Raw genomic sequence first — 15516 nt, 5'->3', positions numbered from 1 at the left:
ATGACGGCGATGAGAGGCGCATCTTTTGTCCGCAACACTGCCGAGACGCGGATCTCCATCGACCTTTTTCTTGACGGAAAAGGGGTCTTTGATGGGACGACGGGCATCGGCTTTCTTGACCATATGTTTACCCTGCTGGCCCGCCACGGCCAGTTGGACATGGCCATCGGTTGCCAGGGCGACCTGGAGGTGGACACCCACCACACCGTCGAGGACCTGGGGATCTGCCTGGGCAACGCGCTGGCCCAGGCGTTGGGCGACAAAAAAGGCATCTGCCGTTACGGCCACGCCTATGTCCCTATGGACGAGACGCTGGTGCGCGTCTGCCTCGACCTGAGCGGCCGCCCCTTTCTCGTTTACAAGGCGAAGATTCCTGTGGAGCGTGTCGGCCAACTGGAGACGGAGATGGTGGAAGAGTTTTTCCGGGCGATCTCCAACACGGCGGGGATGAATTTGCACATTCACCTGCTCGAAGGCGGCAACGGCCACCACATCATCGAGGCCATGTTCAAAGCCTTTGGTCGGGCGCTGCGCCAGGCCATCGCCATTGATCCGGACAACGCGGGCCGGGTATTGTCGACGAAGGGCGTTTTATAGAAGGGTATATTTAATTGAAGCTTTATCTTTGGCAAACATAGTGACCAGCCAAACTGACCAATCAATAGCGACCAAACCATAATGAACGAGCAATATTACCAAGCCAACATAGACCAAGCTCTAGCAAAACAAAACGTCATACCGCAGAAAAGGGGGCGAAGGGCATGATCGCCATCATCGACTACGGCATGGGAAACCTGCGGAGCGTCCAAAAGGGGCTGGAGAAGGCCGGCTATGCCGGTTTCGTCACCAGCGATCCCGAAGCGGTGCGCAGCGCCCCCGGCGTCATCCTGCCCGGTGTCGGCGCCTTTGCCGACGCCATGGAGAACCTGCGCCAATCGGGCATGATCGCGCCCATCATGGAGACTGTCGCCGCCGGCAAGCCCTTCTTGGGCATCTGTCTCGGCTTTCAATTAATGTTCGACGCCAGCGAAGAGGGCGGCCATTTCGAGGGCCTCGGCATCTTCCCCGGCATGGTCCGCCGCCTGCCGCCCGGCCTGAAGGTTCCCCACATGGGCTGGAACGAGCTGACCGTGCGCCGCGAAAGCGCCATCCTCGCGGGGATCCCCTCGGGGGCGGAGTACTACTTCGTCCACTCCTACTACGTCGATCCGGCCGAGCCGGATCTGGTGATCGCCACCTCTGACTACGGCTTCGACTTCTGCGCCGTCGCCGGCCGGGGCAGCGTCTCCGGCGCCCAGTTCCACCCGGAAAAATCGAGCGACCTGGGACTGCGCATCCTCCAGAACTTCGGAAAGCAGGTGGAAGGCTCATGCTGATTTTTCCGGCCATCGACTTAAAAGGCGGCCGCTGTGTCCGTCTCTACCAGGGGCGGATGGAAGACGCCACCGTCTACAACGACGACCCGGTCAGCCAAGCCCTCGCCTGGCAGGCCAAGGGCGCCCAGATGATCCACCTCGTCGACCTGGACGGCGCTTTTGAAGGGGAGCCGAAAAACCTCCCTGTCATCCAGGCCATCTTGGAGGCCGTGACCGTCGCTGTCCAACTCGGCGGCGGCATCCGCGACTTGAACATCATCGACCGCTACCTGCGCCTCGGCGTTTCCCGGGTCATCCTCGGGACGGCGGCGATCAAAAACCCCAACCTGCTCTCGACCGCCTGCAAGGAGTACGGCCAACGCATCGTCCTCGGCCTCGACGCCCGCGACGGCAAGGTGGCCACTGACGGCTGGGCCGGCACTTCTCAGGTGACGGCGCTGGAGTTGGCATTGGAGATGAAAGGGAGGGGCGTGCGCCGCGTCGTCTATACAGACATCTCCAAGGACGGCACCCTGGCCGGCCCGAACCTGGCGGCAACGGCGGAACTGGCCCGTGCAACGGGGCTGAAGGTCATCGCGTCGGGCGGGTTTGCCACCATCGATGATGTGAAGGCGGCCGCCGCCCTGGAAGGGGACGGCATCGAAGGCGCCATCCTGGGCAAATCGATCTACACCGGCTCCATCGATGTGGTGGAGGCCATCCGTGTCGCCAGGGAGGGAAGATCATGCTAGCCAAACGGATCATCCCTTGCCTCGATGTCCACGGCGGCCGCGTCGTCAAAGGGACCAACTTCGTCAACCTGCGCGACGCCGGCGATCCCGTCGAACTGGCCGCCGCCTATGACAAGGAAGGTGCCGACGAGGTGGTCTTCCTCGATATCACCGCCTCTTCCGACGGCCGGGCGATCATGCTCGACGTGGTCCGCCGCACCGCTGAGGAGGTCTTCATCCCCTTCACCGTCGGCGGCGGCCTCCGCTCTGTCGAGGACATCCGGGAGATGCTCAAAGCGGGGGCTGACAAGATCTCCTTAAACACCTCGGCTGTCCAGACGCCGAAGCTGATCGGCGACGGCGCCTGGAAGTTCGGCTCCCAGTGCATCGTCGTCGCCATCGACGCCCGCCGCCGCCGCGACGCCGAAGGCAACCTGGTGGAGGGCTGGGAAGTCTACACCCATGGCGGCCGCAAGCCCACCGGCATCGATGTGCTCGAATGGGCGCGCCGTGTCGAGGAACTGGGCGCCGGCGAGATCCTGCTCACCAGCATGGACAAGGACGGCACCAAGGACGGCTATGACATCCCTTTGACGCGGGCCGTCAGCGAAGCCGTCACCATCCCCGTCATCGCCTCCGGCGGTGTGGGGAACTTAGACCATATCGTGGAAGGCTTGACAGCGGGCAAGGCTGACGCCGCCCTGGCCGCCTCGATCTTCCACTACAAGGAATACACCATCCGCGAGACGAAGGAATACTTGCGGGAGAGGGGAGTGCATGTGCGGAAATGGCGGGACTAAACGTTGCCCCTTCCTTTATCGATGAACTGAAGTTTGACGCCCATGGCCTGATCCCGGCTGTCATCCAGGACGCTGCTTCGGGCCGCGTTCTGATGGTGGCCTACATGAACCGAGAATCCATAGAAAAGACCCTGGAGACGGGCCAGACCCATTTTTACAGCCGCAGCCGCAAGGAACTGTGGCACAAAGGGGCCACCTCAGGCCACTTCCAGCAGGTAACCGCTGTCGAGTATGACTGTGACCGCGACTGCCTGCTCTGGCAGGTGGAGCAGGTCGGGGCGGCCTGCCATGAAGGGTCTTTCTCCTGCTTCCGGGGGATTGGGGAAGCGGCGGGGAAATCGGTTGTTGACAGCGCCGAAGGTGTGGCTGGTGCGGGCGGCAGCGGGATCGGCGCTATCCTCGAAGACTTGGCTGCCGTCATCGCCTCCCGCCAAAAGGAGATGCCCGAAGGATCCTATACCACCTACCTCTTCACCAAGGGGCAGGACAAAATCCTGAAGAAGGTCGGGGAAGAGGCGGCTGAGGTGATCATCGCTTCCAAGAACAATGCGCGGGGCGAGATTGTCTATGAGGCTTCGGATTTGATTTATCATCTGCTAGTGCTGTTAAGGAACCATCAGATTGAGTTAGACGAAATCGCTGAGGAATTACAGCGCCGAAGATAATTAGTTTATTACGATAGAAACATTGTTTAGAACTATTAGACGACGCTAGATTATATCTGAAGCGTCGTCTGCCTTTTTATTTGAGATGATTAGCGCTAGAGCAATTCGTTCATTATTTAGGAACAAAATCAAAATATTAGAAGGTATTTTTGTTTAGACATTGAATAGCTCTCACAACTCTGTTTGACGATGTATTCCTTTTTCACTCGTTTTGGTGCATTGGGTTGCGTCATGTTCCTTCCCGGTGTACAGTTATTCGAGGAGGTGGACCAAAATGAATCTAATACAAACAAACACGCACCGTCCCTCGGTTATCGAAAAACCGGGTGTATCGAAGGACACCTTCGTCCGGGGCTTTGCCAAAGGGCTAAAGACCCTTTGGCTGATGTCCAAATTCATGTTACCTCTCATCATCCTCGTGACTGTTCTTGGCAAAACACCGTGGCTTGGAATGCTGGGGAATGCCTTCGCTCCCGTCCTTGCATTAATTGGCCTGCCGGGAGAAGCATCAGTGGGCATCCTGCTCGGAATGGCAACGAACCTTTACGCCGCCATCGGCGCGGTAGCGCCGCTCAACCTGACGGTGAAGCAGGCGACGATTTTCGGCTTTTTCCTCTTGATTTCTCACGGTCTGCTGATTGAGGGGGCCATCACCAAGAACTTCGGCGCGCCCGCCTGGAAGCTGACGGGCTTGCGCTTATTGACATCATTCCTGTTCGCTTTCCTGCTGAATGTGCTTTGGCCGAGCTAGAAGCGCGTCGATTATTTCCATAGAAAACGAGTGACTAGCCCAGACGAAGCCAAACGGAGGAATGACCCATGGACATCGGCGCCACATTGCTTCAGGGGGCGCAAAACGCTTTTTATCAGGTCGGAAAAATGGCCTTGATCCTGATCCCGATCATTATCTTTCTGGAGATCCTCCGCGATTTGCACATCGTCCAGAAGGGATCTCGTCTGTTCGCGCCTCTGATGCGGATCTTCCGCCTGCCTGGCGAGGCCGCTGTTGCCATCGTCGTCGGTCTGGTCTTCGGCATCCTTTACGGCGCCGGTGTCCTCATTCAGGCGGGGAAGGATGGGTCGCTCAACGCCAAGGAGATGACCGTCATCGGCCTCTTTCTCTCCTTAAACCATGCGATCATCGAGGACCCGCTGCTCTTCACCATGATCGGCGCCGACTATCTGCTCTTGCAGGCGTTGCGCCTGGTCGCGTCGGTGGTGATCACGGCGCTCTTCGCCATGTGGATCTTGCCGCCCCTTTCCGTTCCGGTGCGTCAAGCGGCTCAATCAAACTCGTAAAAACTGCCCATACTAGTTTCATCACAACACATCGTTGGGATGAGGCGAGGAGGGGAGTTTGTGGCCAGAGCCAGAGTCGTTACGATCGATCAGGCTGTCAAGGAACTGTCCGGCGTCATCAAGCAGTTGGAAGAGGGCGCTTTTCGGATTGGCGACGCGGAAATCGAGGTTCCCAAGCAGATCCTGTTGCAGACCAAGTTTGATCGCGGCGAACACCAGGGGATGAGCATCCGCCTGTCCTGGGACATCATCGAGGAAGAGGAAGCCATCGAGGAGGATCCTGAAGATACCGAATGGCACGGGGAATTCCGGCACTGACGGGCGGTTCTTAATATCGCCGATACAGGCCGGTACAAACAAAAGGGCAGTTATCCGCAAAAATAGGCTCTAAATAGGCTCCATAAAAAAATCCCTGACGTATTGCGCGTCAGGGATTTTACGGATTGTGTTTCCTGGGCGGGCTGCAGGTCCCTTTCGACTACTTGCCCGATCCTTGCGCAGCATTGGCCCCAAAACCGGCGCCTGAACCAACGCCCATGCCGACGCCGAAACCTTGACCGGCGCCGAAACCGTTACCTTGCCCGGAACCTCGACCGCCGGCGCCCCGGCCCGCGCCGTTTCCGATACCCAGACCGGCCCCTGCGCCATTCATTCCGAATGACCCCTGCCCTCCCAGGGCTGCGGTACCACTGCTGAGCCGGCAGTTCTGGCCGGGTATCCGGTCAGCAAAACCTTCTTGCAGGCGAGTCAAGAAGCGGGTGTCCATCTGGTCGGTGATGGTTTTCGCCTGGTCCGCTGTGAGCTGGCCGTAGTCAGCGTACTGTTGGACCGCCTGCTTGCGCAAAGCGTGCATCTGGGTGCGAAGGGCCGTCATTTCACTCGTCTGCTCTGGTGTCAACGAGACCCCGGCGGCTGAAGCGATACCGGCAGCGCTCAACAGGAGTGTTCCGGCCAGGCCGGCGATGAGCCACTTTTTCTTGAGGTTATCCATTGTCTTTTCCATTTTCATTCGACTCCTTTCAGAATACGGGTTGCATCCTCTTTGTGGTTTCAGTATACCCCCCGGTGGTGTCATTTCCGCGACAGCACGGTGACGGGGAGGTCACATCTCTGTGACAGTTTTGTTACCAAAACCCTGTTGCCGAAGCCCCGTTACCGAAGCCCCGTTACCGAAGCCCCGTTACCGAAGCCCCGTTACCGAAGCCCCGTTACCGAAGCCCTATAGCCGAAAGCCCTGATGAAAGGCGGAATCCCCTTGACGCTGGACAATAAAAAAGCCCCCCAACTCTGGGGGGACAAGCGCTATCATTCCTGGAACCATCACCTGCGCGCCCGCTTCGGCGAGAAGGTGATGAAAGTGTCCTTGAACGCCGGACTGACCTGTCCCAACCGCGACGGGACGGCGGGCTCAGGCGGTTGTGTTTTTTGCTGCCCCCAGGGTTCGGGGGCTTGCGCCGGCGATCCCTCCGAGGCGATCCGCGATCAGTTCCGGCAGGTCCGGGAACGGCTGAAAAACAAGTGGTCTCAGGGCAAGTACATCGCCTATTTCCAAGCCTTTTCCAATACATACGGCGATCCCCGGCTGCTTCGCCAACTCTACGAAGAGGCGCTGGCCCAGGAGGGCGTCGTCGGGCTTTCCCTGTCGACCCGGCCTGACTGCCTGCCCGATGATGTGCTCGACCTGTTGGCGGAACTGAACGGACGAACCTATCTTTGGGTGGAGTTGGGGTTGCAGAGCATCCACGACGACACCTTGCGGCGGATCAACCGGGGCCATGACGCGGCAACCTTTTATCAAGCCTTGGAAAAGCTGCGCGCGCGCGGCATCCGCGTCTGTGTTCACATCATCTACGGTCTCCCCGGCGAAGGGGAGGAGGCGATGCTGGAGACGGGAAGGGCCGTGGCCGCCATGGATGTGCAGGGCGTCAAGTTCCACTCCCTTCACGTGATGAAAGGCACCCGTCTCGCCGAATGGCATGCGGCGGGAGAGGCGCCTCTCTTGGACCGGGACAGCTATATCCGGCTCGTCGTAGACACTTTGGAGATCCTGCCGCCGGAGATGGTCATTCAACGGCTAACGGGAGACGCGCCTTCGGAGTTGCTTGTGGCGCCCCAGTGGATCACCCGCAAATGGGGAACTCTACAGGGGATTGATCGGTTGCTGGAGGAGCGAGATAGCTGGCAGGGGAAGCGCTATCATCCTTAATAGCATCCATTCCTGTATCCCTGTCTTCCTTTCTGTATCCATCGCCTCATCGCTCTATGCTAAATATATCCAAAATTCTTTCTTGAATTTATCCCTCGATTCCTTCATCAATTGCGCCCTGATCCTCAGAAGCGCTCACCCGGTCCAGCCGCTTCATCGCCAGCCGGATATAGTCCTCGTTCGTCTCAAAACCGATGAAGCGCCGCCCGAGCCGGCGGGCCACGGCGGCCGTCGTGCCTGAGCCCATGAAGGGATCGAGCACCAGCGCGCCGGGATGACTGCTGGCCAGGACGCACCGCTCGACGAGTTTTTCCGGCTTCTGGGTGGGGTGAGGCGTGTTCTCCGGCATGGACCAGAAAGGCACTGTCAGATCGGTCCAGATGTTGGGCGGGCAGGTCATGCGGAAGCGTTCGCCTGTTTCCGTCTCCACCCAGTCCTTCGGCTTTCCTTCCGCCGTCGTATAGGGCGCGATGATCTCCTTGCGAAACTTCACATCCTCCAGATTGAAGATGCATTGCTTGCTGTCAACGACGGCAAACCAGATGTCCTCCATGTTGTTTTTCCAGTTCTTGGCGGCGCCGCGGCCCTTTTCCCGGCGCCAGGTGATCCGGTTCAAGACCTCAAAGGATTCGGAGAGCTGTTCTTGGAGGCGCCCCGAGTACTCCCAGTCGCAGCAGACATAGATGGCGCCATGGGGCTTCAATAACCGAGCCGCCTCGGCGAGCCAGGCGCGGTTCCATTTCAGATAGTCCTGAATGTTCTTCCAGGGGTTGGTGCGCTTCCCGGAGCCGTAATCTTTTTTCAAGCCAAAATAGGGCGGGTCGGCGAAGATGAGATCGATCGACTGATCTGGCAGGAGCGACATGCCGACCAGCGCGTCGCCACAGTAAATCTGGTCGACTTGCTGGCGGACAGTGGGGTCAAGGCTCAGTTCATCGATGGATGGGATCTTGCTATATCGCGCCCAGTCCTCGGGTTCGAGAAAAAGGGTGCGGTTTCTAGGCGCATTCGAGTTGCGCATGAGAGGATGGGGCAGTTCTTTGGCGCTTTTCTTGCTATGTTCCCGTGTCATTTTTCTCCTCCAAGGTCTTCCGTTCTCTTCCCACAGGGTGAGTTGCTGAGACGCTATTTCGCCGCCCCGCGAAGCTTTTCCTCTCACGCAGGAAATTTCCGTTTTTTTGACGAAAAGAAACCGATGAATGCGTTTTTGATTAGTGCGTTCTGAAGCGTTCTGACACAGGTCTTCGAAAGAATCTAGCGAAAAAGCGAAGCAATCCAGTCACAGCGATGCAAAGGGATAGAATTTAGCGCTAACCGCCGAAAGAAGGATTCTCATTGACCGTCCACCAGATTCGCATCCTCGTCACCTACTTGTCCGGCGTGTTTCTAGGAGCTCTTGATCAGGGCATCATCGGGCCGGCGCTGACGACGATTGTCCGCGACTTTAATATATCGCCCAAATGGGGCGTCTGGGCCGTCACCGTCTACACGCTCGTCTACGCCGTTTCGATGCCGATCACGGCCAAGCTGGCCGACCGCTACGGCCGGAGGCGCATCTTCATGACCGGCATGGCGCTTTTTGCCCTCGGTTCGCTCTTCAGCGCCTTGTCGGGCAACCTCTACCAACTGCTCGTCGGCCGGGCGGTGCAGGCCCTAGGTGGCGGCGGCATCCTGCCGGTGGCCGTGGCGGAGATCGGCCTCGCCTTTCCGAAAGAACAGCGGGGGAGGGCGCTCGGCCTCTACGGGGCCACCTGGGGCATCGCCTCCATCGTAGCGCCGATTTTAGGCGGCGTCGTCATCCAATACCTGTCCTGGCCCTGGTTGTTTCTGATCAACATCCCGGCGGCGGCGCTGATCGTCCTGATGGCGATCAGTGTGCCCGAAGATGTGGAGCCTCAGGTGAAGGCTATGGACTGGCGGGGGGCACTGCTCGTCGGGGCCGTCATCTTCTGTTTTATGCTGGGGCTCACCCATATTCAGGGGCAAAAAGGCTGGTCCGGCGTGTGGATGCCCAACGTCTATCTCTTTCTGCTGGGCGGTTTGCTCCTGATTCCGCTCCTCTTCCGGATCGAAGGGCAGGCGGAAGATCCCGTCGTCAACCCCGCTTACTTCCAAAATCCCCGGCTGGTGACCATCTTCCTGCTGGCGGCGCTGTCCGGCATGGTCATGCTGACGGTCCTCTTCGTGCCCGCCTATGTGGAATATGTCCTCCACTACCCGCCGGGGAAAGCTTCTTACATGGTCGTCCCGCTGGCGCTGGCCAGCGTCGTCACGTCGCCCCTCGGCGGCTTTATTGTCGACCGCTTCGGCGCTTCCCGGACCCTGTCTCTCGGTTTTGGCGCCACCGCCGTTGGTGCGGTCCTCCTCGCCTGCTTGGTCGAGCGGATCGGATCGCCGGCAGATGTCACGACAGGCCATATGTTGATTGTCACCTTCGGTTTTATCCTGCTCGGCGGCGGCTTGGGCCTCATCGTCGGCTCGCCGCTGAATGTGCTCGTCATGGGCGAAGTGGACAAGCGGGAGGTGTCCAGCGGTCTGGCCGTGATGACCGTCATCCGCTCGCTCGGCAACACCTTGGGGCCCGTCGTGATGGGCGGCCTGCTGGCGACGGCGACGAGCCTTGGACGGCCGAGGGATGGTTTTGTCGATATTTTCACGGTACTTTTCGTCATTGCTTCGCTCGGGTTGCTGTTGACGACGCGGTTGCGAGAGAAGTGAAAAAAAGCGGCCCCCAGCCAGGGACCGCTTTTTCTTATGCCTGCATCATGATGCTGTTCATCCAAATGGGGCTGCTCCGGTCACCGGACGTTCGGTATCGAGCGGAGCCGGTCGTATTCGCGCATCACTTCGTCGGCCAGGGCCGGATCGGTTTTGCGCAGGTTGAGGAGGAAGAGGACGGGGTTTCCCCGGTAGGCAAACAGGTCGCCATGGCTCGTCAGGGCGTACTCAAGACCGAGCCGGGCGACGTTGAGTTCGCACTCTTCCTGATGTCCGTTGCCGCATTGACAGCAGCGGGATAGGAAGAGCGCCAGCAGTTCGACCGCCTCATGGCGGCTGACGGAACTCGCTTCCCCCTGCGAAGCCAGTTTCACCCGGTTGCGTCGGCTTTCGAACTTGGCATGCTCGGAGAGCTTGCGGATCAGTCCGGTGACACACTGCTGAGGGTTGCAATGCTGGCAGGCTTCGAGAGAGAGGCATTGGGAAGAGAGGTGGGACGAGAGACTGGGGTGGATGGGACAGGACTGGTTCGTCGGGGTGGATGTCGTTTCTTGGGCCACAACGATCACCTCCCAGACACGCTCATGCGTGAATCCTTAATAATACCTTAGCATAAATAAGAGCATGTTACAATGTCTTAACAAATAATTCATCATATGGATTATTTGATGGTAATACAAGGAATGCCTTCCAGTTATAGAAAAATATCGTCGGGTGAAGCCGCGAACAGGTGGAACGAAAGCGCTCCCACGATCGTCTCAGAGGTGCAGAACAATCGATGGGAAAGGTGGAGAGTCCCTTGGCGGGCATTGTGAACAAGTCAAAGCGTTGGATGAGCCAGTTCCTTGTGGCTGCGCTCTTCAGCAGCGTCCTGATGGCAGGGTGCCAGGCCCTTGCCGCCGGTGACGGGGCAGCCGCTCAGGAAGACCTGCCGGTCGTCGGCTCCTATGGGAACTTGAAGCGGCTGATCGAGGAGGCCGCAGTGAACTCTGGCCGATACGGCGGGTACCTCGAAAAGGCGAACGGATCGATGGTGAAAACTGCACGCCCGGCAGCCCTAGCGGATGTGCCGGTGGAACGAAAAGCCGCCACATCAGCGCCCACTTCGCCGCCCCGGGCCTCCGCCTCCGATACGGCGAATAGCCCGGCGCCAGCCAGCGCGGCGCCGAAGGCCGACACAGCGCGGGATCATTCGACGACCAATGTGCAGGTCGAGGGCGTCGATGAGGCCGACATCGTCAAGACCGACGGCGAGCACATCTACCAGGTCAACCGGCAGCGCGTCATTATCGCCAAAGCCTACCCAGCTGGCGAGATGGCCATCGCCTCGGTGATTCAATTCGAAGACACTTTCTTTGCCCCTCAGGAGATCTATGTGGACGCCAACCGCCTCGTCGTCATCGGCAGCAGCCGCGACGAACTGTCGCCGGTCGTCTACGATGAGCCAGTCGCCAAGAAAAGAGCCATGATCGCGCCCCCTCACTACTACCCCTACCAGGGCACAGTCAAGGCGCTCGTCTATGACATCGCCGACAAAGCCCATCCGCAGAAGGTTCGGGAGACGACGGTACAGGGCAGCTACGTGTCGTCCCGCAAGATCGGCTCGTCCCTCTATCTGATTGCCAACCGCTATGTCGGTGTCAACCTCCCGGAAAAGGAGATACCCGACGTTGTTCCTTGGTACAAAGACACGGCAACGGGGGCCGACAAAGCGCGCATCGGCTATGATCAGATCCGTTGTTTCCCTGACTTTACGGAACCAAACTATCTGATCGTGGCCGGTTTGAATGTGGAGAACCCGAAGGAAGCGCCCCACTTCTCAACATACCTGGGCGCCGGTGATACGGTCTACGCCTCGACAGAAAACCTCTATGTGGCTTTGCATACCTACCGCGGACCTATCTACCGGATCATGGGCGGCGACGGCGTCTGGCCGCAGACAGTGCCGGAAGAAAAAACGGGCATCTTCAAATTTGCCCTCGAAGGTGCCAAGACCCGCTACGTGGGCAAGGGTGAGGTACTTGGTCGGGCCTTGAACCAGTTTTCCATGGATGAGCAGGACGGCTTCTTCCGCATCGCCACCACTGTGGGCAATCCCTGGGCAGAGGGCGAGGAAACGTCAAAAAACAACCTCTACGTCCTTGACGAAACCCTGAAGCCGGCCGGCAAGCTGGAAGGCATCGCGCCGGGCGAGCAGATCTATTCGGTCCGCTTCATGGGCGACCGGGCCTATATGGTCACCTTCCGGACCGTCGATCCCCTCTTTGTCATCGATTTGAAGGACCCGAAGGCGCCCCGCATCCTGGGCAAACTGAAGATCCCCGGCTACAGCAACTACCTGCACCCTTATGACGAGAACCACATCATTGGCTTCGGCAAGGACACGATCGAACAGTCGGTCACCGATGACGCCGGCCAAGTCATCGGCACGAACGCCTACTACCAGGGGATGAAGATGGCCATCTTCGACGTCTCTGATGTGGAACATCCTGTGGAACAGCACGTCGCCTATATCGGCGACCGGGGCACCGACTCGGAACTGCTCCACAACCACCGGGCGCTCCTCTTTAGCAAAGAGAAAAACCTGCTCGCCTTCCCCGTCCAATTGATGGAAGTGGACAAAAACGACAGCGCCTCCGGCAAAAAACCGTCCCCTGTGCCCGCCTACGGTTCCTTCGCCTTCCAGGGCGCCTATGTGTACTCTATCGGTCTGGAAAAGGGCTTCGAATTGCGCGGGCGGATCACTCATCTGAGCGACGAGGACTACCAGAAGGCCGGCCAGTACTACTATGACAATGAAAAATTCGTCAGCCGCATCCTCTACATCGGCGATTCCCTCTACACCCTGTCCAACCGCATGATCAAGGCCCATGGCATGGACGCCCTTGACGAGCGGGGGACCCTGGCGATTCCCGGCGAATAAGGCTGCAAGCCACCCCGGATACTAAGATCCGGGAGGTGTTTTGCCAGTGACAAAGGACTTGGATCCATTTGAACTGCCGAAGGGCAAGCTGGATGCGCTGCCCGACCCGGCCAAGGGAGAGACGCCGGGCGTCATCTCGGCCGGCACATCAGGTTTCAGCGGGGAGGGCAACTTCGGCTTCGGCATCCCCCATATGAAGGCGCGGGCCATTCCGGGACAGGATGCGGAAGGGCCGACGACCCGCAACGCCATGAACGACGCCGAAGCGCGAGCCGAAGCGGAACTAGGTGCCGACTTCATGCCCCGCGCCCGCAACAACCTGGAGACCATCCCGGCCCAGAAAGCGGATCTGGAGACCTTCGACGCCGTCGTCAAGGAGCACGAGACGGAGGAAGGCTTTCACAACAAGATCACCGTTGACGGGATGGGGGATAAGGACAAATTTAAATAAGGTTAGTACAAATTCAAAAGCCTCTGTTTATAGGACAGGGGCTTTTGAATGGAAAAATACTATGCATAAACAAATTAAAGATGATATAATATGATAAAAAACGGAGTAGCGAATAAATCTTGAATGGAGTGTGTGGGAAGAAATAGGCTTCCTAACTGTAACGTCAGTTTTCCGGTGTCATTAACAAAGGTAACTAGGGAGCTTCAGTTCTGTCGAAGTACAATTGTGAGAATGCACGAACAAATAAAAAGTAAGATAAACATGACGATATCGCTTTGTTTTTGCTATAATGATATAAAAGAAATGAGACCAGTTTGATTTTCTGTCTTTTGTGTAATTAATGAAAATTTGCTCTCTATCTTACAGTAACCGTGCATATCAAACCAATCGGGAAAGGAATGTGGTTATGCTTGAGTATATCCATATGAAAAATGTGGGTCCTGCGCAAGTGATGGAGATGAACCTTGCGCCCCGACTAAACATTATAACGGGAGATAATGGGCTTGGAAAAAGTTTTTTATTAGATATTGCTTGGTGGTCATTGACTCGACGGTGGCCGGCGGAGATCAACCCCAAACTAGCTTCCGGACTCATAGCGCGCCCAAAAGAAAAAGGCATTGCAACAATCGCTTTTGCTTTTACCGGAAGTTCGAAGCGTGGTGAGTACACTAGCACATTTGATCGTTCGCAACAGGCCTGGACTGGCCGGGTAGGTAGACCCGCAAATCCAGGCCTAGTGTTGTATGCGCAGGTTGATGGTAGTTTCTCTGTTTGGGACCCCGCCCGAAATTATTGGCGTGATAAGAAAAATACTGAAGGCGCCGGACGTCCCCCAGCCTATGTGTTTAGCCCACGCGAGGTATGGGACGGATTAAAAGGGGAACAGGGCGTTCTGTGTAATGGACTCATTAATGATTGGGCTAGTTGGCAAAAGGAGCGGGGGGAAGCTTATCAGTATCTCTTAAATGTACTGGAAGCGTTATCACCCGGTGAAGGGGAAAAGCTCACTCCTGGTGATTTAACTCGGATTAGTCTGGACGATGTCCGGGATATTCCCACGCTACGTTTGCCTTACGAAAAAGATGTTCCCGTACTTCATGTATCTGCTGGTATGCGCCGAATTATTGCCCTCGCTTACTTTTTAGTGTGGTGTTGGTTGGAGCATGTACGCGCAAGTAAACTTCTGGCTCAGCAAACTACAGATCAAGTTATATTTCTGATAGATGAAATTGAGGCCCACCTTCATCCTCGATGGCAACGAGCGATCGTTCGAGCATTGCTCGGAGTTGTTTCAAAATTAGCTCCGCAAGCGAATGTGCAGTTAATTGCCGTAACACATTCACCGCTTGTGCTCGCGTCAATAGAACCCCTGTTTGACGATCAACGTGATGCGTGGTTTGACCTTGACCTTATGGATGAAGAAGAGGAAGAACGAAATGTTGTTCTTGAGAGAAAAACGTGGATCCGTCAGGGAGATGTATCCCATTGGTTGATGAGTGAAGCTTTTGATCTAAGGAGCGCTAGGTCATTAGAGGCGGAAAAAGCGATAGAAGAGGCATCTATAGCATTGAGAGACGATCATTTTGATAAAGACAAAGCAAAAGAAATCGAACGTAAATTGCGCACTGTGTTGGGCGAAATGGATCCTTTTTGGATGCGTTGGCGTTATATTGGAGAAAAACGGGGGTGGCATAGTTGATCCCGGTCGAACGAAAACCTGAGCCTCATCCAAAGTTTGAAGAATTGGTTAGACGACCGGGCCGTGTTTGGATTGCAAAAAAAGGGTGGGACATGGAGGGAACTATACCTGATGACGAAGCTATTGAACCCTATTGGAGGGCTTGCCTTGATGATTTATATATAGCATATGATCGAGTATGTGCTTATGCGTGCGTTTTTTTCGAGCGTGAACTCGGCGGTTGTTCTGTAGACCATTTCGTCGCAAAATCTCGGTCACTTAAGTTAGCTTATGAGTGGGATACTTATCGCCTTTCGTCAACAACATTGAATGCTCGAAAACGTGATTATGAAGATGTACTTGATCCGTTTACACTTCCACCCGGAACATTCCGACTAGAGTTGGTGACTGGAGCAATATTCCCTAATCCAGAAATGCCCCAAGACCTTAAGGAAGCTGCTCAAAAGACGATTAATCGCCTCAAGTTGGACAGTCCGGGTTTAAGGGAAATGCGTGCGAGGCATTATCAAGAATACCGACAGAATGATTACAATTCTGATTTTTTGAGACGTCGATCCCCATTTGTTTGGGCGGAAGCGAATCGACAGGGATTGTTATAAGGTTATACAATGATAATAAATCCCCTTATCCCTCAATTGTATTAGATAAATACAAAATCGCTCTCTTGGC

At 56.6% G+C, this 15516-nt stretch carries 17 protein-coding genes; 14 read left to right on the top strand and 3 right to left on the bottom strand.

Going from position 1 to position 15516, the window contains the following annotated elements:
• Positions 1-9 precede the first annotated feature (9 nt).
• The 8 genes from hisB to AC0CW1_RS07880 all read left to right on the top strand — a co-directional run bounded on the left by hisB (position 10) and on the right by AC0CW1_RS07880 (position 5168).
• A complete protein-coding gene (gene hisB, locus AC0CW1_RS07915; protein WP_488184114.1) occupies positions 10-597 on the top strand; it encodes an imidazoleglycerol-phosphate dehydratase HisB in 588 nt (195 codons plus the stop codon).
• A 164-nt stretch (positions 598-761) separates the two neighbouring features.
• Positions 762-1376, top strand: coding sequence for an imidazole glycerol phosphate synthase subunit HisH (gene hisH / locus AC0CW1_RS07910; RefSeq protein WP_488182523.1), 615 nt, complete (start codon positions 762-764; stop codon positions 1374-1376).
• Positions 1370-2107, top strand: a complete 738-nt coding sequence (gene hisA, locus AC0CW1_RS07905; protein WP_488182522.1) for a 1-(5-phosphoribosyl)-5-[(5-phosphoribosylamino)methylideneamino]imidazole-4-carboxamide isomerase — start codon at positions 1370-1372, stop codon at positions 2105-2107. Before hisH ends, hisA begins: the two co-directional genes overlap by 7 nt.
• Positions 2101-2886: an imidazole glycerol phosphate synthase subunit HisF gene (hisF, locus tag AC0CW1_RS07900; RefSeq protein WP_488182521.1), complete on the top strand. Its 786-nt coding sequence runs from the start codon at positions 2101-2103 to the stop codon at positions 2884-2886. Before hisA ends, hisF begins: the two co-directional genes overlap by 7 nt.
• The gene (gene hisIE, locus AC0CW1_RS07895) at positions 2874-3551 is read left to right on the top strand and encodes a bifunctional phosphoribosyl-AMP cyclohydrolase/phosphoribosyl-ATP diphosphatase HisIE (RefSeq protein ID WP_488182520.1); all 678 of its coding nucleotides are present in this window, start codon (positions 2874-2876) and stop codon (positions 3549-3551) included. Before hisF ends, hisIE begins: the two co-directional genes overlap by 13 nt.
• 274 nt (positions 3552-3825) lie before the next feature.
• Entirely contained in the window at positions 3826-4302 is a 477-nt protein-coding gene (locus tag AC0CW1_RS07890) for a nucleoside recognition domain-containing protein (RefSeq protein ID WP_488182519.1), read from the top strand.
• A gap of 68 nt (positions 4303-4370) precedes the next feature.
• Positions 4371-4850, top strand: a complete 480-nt coding sequence (locus AC0CW1_RS07885; RefSeq protein ID WP_488182518.1) for a nucleoside recognition domain-containing protein — start codon at positions 4371-4373, stop codon at positions 4848-4850.
• Between the two features lie 60 nt (positions 4851-4910).
• Positions 4911-5168 (top strand): hypothetical protein, encoded by a 258-nt coding sequence (locus AC0CW1_RS07880; protein WP_488182517.1) that lies wholly within the window; start codon positions 4911-4913, stop codon positions 5166-5168.
• 160 nt (positions 5169-5328) lie between these two features.
• Here AC0CW1_RS07880 and AC0CW1_RS07875 read toward each other — a convergent pair whose 3' ends face one another.
• Positions 5329-5853, bottom strand: coding sequence for a YckD family protein (locus AC0CW1_RS07875; protein ID WP_488182516.1), 525 nt, complete (start codon positions 5851-5853; stop codon positions 5329-5331).
• Between the two features lie 252 nt (positions 5854-6105).
• Between AC0CW1_RS07875 and mnmL the strand changes: the two genes are divergently transcribed.
• On the top strand, positions 6106-7056 hold the full coding sequence (gene mnmL, locus AC0CW1_RS07870; RefSeq protein WP_488182515.1) for a tRNA modification radical SAM protein MnmL/YtqA: 951 nt from the start codon (positions 6106-6108) through the stop codon (positions 7054-7056).
• An 88-nt stretch (positions 7057-7144) separates the two neighbouring features.
• Here the strand turns inward: mnmL and AC0CW1_RS07865 are convergent, their stop codons facing one another.
• The gene (locus AC0CW1_RS07865; RefSeq protein ID WP_488182514.1) at positions 7145-8128 is read right to left on the bottom strand and encodes a DNA-methyltransferase; all 984 of its coding nucleotides are present in this window, start codon (positions 8126-8128) and stop codon (positions 7145-7147) included.
• A gap of 263 nt (positions 8129-8391) precedes the next feature.
• Between AC0CW1_RS07865 and AC0CW1_RS07860 the strand changes: the two genes are divergently transcribed.
• Positions 8392-9774, top strand: a complete 1383-nt coding sequence (locus tag AC0CW1_RS07860; protein WP_488182513.1) for an MFS transporter — start codon at positions 8392-8394, stop codon at positions 9772-9774.
• Between the two features lie 80 nt (positions 9775-9854).
• Here the strand turns inward: AC0CW1_RS07860 and AC0CW1_RS07855 are convergent, their stop codons facing one another.
• Positions 9855-10334, bottom strand: coding sequence for a hypothetical protein (locus AC0CW1_RS07855; protein WP_488182512.1), 480 nt, complete (start codon positions 10332-10334; stop codon positions 9855-9857).
• Between the two features lie 239 nt (positions 10335-10573).
• Between AC0CW1_RS07855 and AC0CW1_RS07850 the strand changes: the two genes are divergently transcribed.
• The 4 genes from AC0CW1_RS07850 (at position 10574) to AC0CW1_RS07835 (ending at position 15446) form a co-directional block, all read left to right on the top strand.
• Complete coding sequence (locus AC0CW1_RS07850; RefSeq protein ID WP_488182511.1) at positions 10574-12697, top strand: beta-propeller domain-containing protein; 2124 nt, start codon at positions 10574-10576, stop codon at positions 12695-12697.
• A 46-nt stretch (positions 12698-12743) separates the two neighbouring features.
• Complete coding sequence (locus AC0CW1_RS07845; protein WP_488182510.1) at positions 12744-13148, top strand: hypothetical protein; 405 nt, start codon at positions 12744-12746, stop codon at positions 13146-13148.
• 406 nt (positions 13149-13554) lie between these two features.
• Positions 13555-14847 (top strand): AAA family ATPase, encoded by a 1293-nt coding sequence (locus tag AC0CW1_RS07840; RefSeq protein WP_488182509.1) that lies wholly within the window; start codon positions 13555-13557, stop codon positions 14845-14847.
• The gene (locus AC0CW1_RS07835) at positions 14844-15446 is read left to right on the top strand and encodes an HNH endonuclease family protein (protein WP_488182508.1); all 603 of its coding nucleotides are present in this window, start codon (positions 14844-14846) and stop codon (positions 15444-15446) included. The genes AC0CW1_RS07840 and AC0CW1_RS07835 overlap by 4 nt, the downstream gene beginning before the upstream one ends.
• The last annotated feature ends 70 nt before the right edge of the window (positions 15447-15516 follow it).

Source organism: Heliomicrobium sulfidophilum (assembly GCF_057715735.1).
The sequence above is the reverse complement of the archived record's forward strand: the minus strand, read 5'-3'. Positions and strand labels throughout refer to the sequence as shown.

What these genes read in the sequence shown, in the direction of transcription:
- AC0CW1_RS07865 (WP_488182514.1), bottom strand. Translation starts at nt 8,128, where the DNA reads ATGACACGGGAACATAGCAAGAAAAGCGCCAAAGAACTGCCCCATCCT.
- AC0CW1_RS07885 (WP_488182518.1), top strand. Translation starts at nt 4,371, where the DNA reads ATGGACATCGGCGCCACATTGCTTCAGGGGGCGCAAAACGCTTTTTAT.
- hisF (WP_488182521.1), top strand. Translation starts at nt 2,101, where the DNA reads ATGCTAGCCAAACGGATCATCCCTTGCCTCGATGTCCACGGCGGCCGC.
- hisH (WP_488182523.1), top strand. Translation starts at nt 762, where the DNA reads ATGATCGCCATCATCGACTACGGCATGGGAAACCTGCGGAGCGTCCAA.
- hisIE (WP_488182520.1), top strand. Translation starts at nt 2,874, where the DNA reads ATGGCGGGACTAAACGTTGCCCCTTCCTTTATCGATGAACTGAAGTTT.
- AC0CW1_RS07890 (WP_488182519.1), top strand. Translation starts at nt 3,826, where the DNA reads ATGAATCTAATACAAACAAACACGCACCGTCCCTCGGTTATCGAAAAA.
- hisA (WP_488182522.1), top strand. Translation starts at nt 1,370, where the DNA reads ATGCTGATTTTTCCGGCCATCGACTTAAAAGGCGGCCGCTGTGTCCGT.
- AC0CW1_RS07875 (WP_488182516.1), bottom strand. Translation starts at nt 5,853, where the DNA reads ATGGAAAAGACAATGGATAACCTCAAGAAAAAGTGGCTCATCGCCGGC.
- AC0CW1_RS07840 (WP_488182509.1), top strand. Translation starts at nt 13,555, where the DNA reads ATGCTTGAGTATATCCATATGAAAAATGTGGGTCCTGCGCAAGTGATG.
- hisB (WP_488184114.1), top strand. Translation starts at nt 10, where the DNA reads ATGAGAGGCGCATCTTTTGTCCGCAACACTGCCGAGACGCGGATCTCC.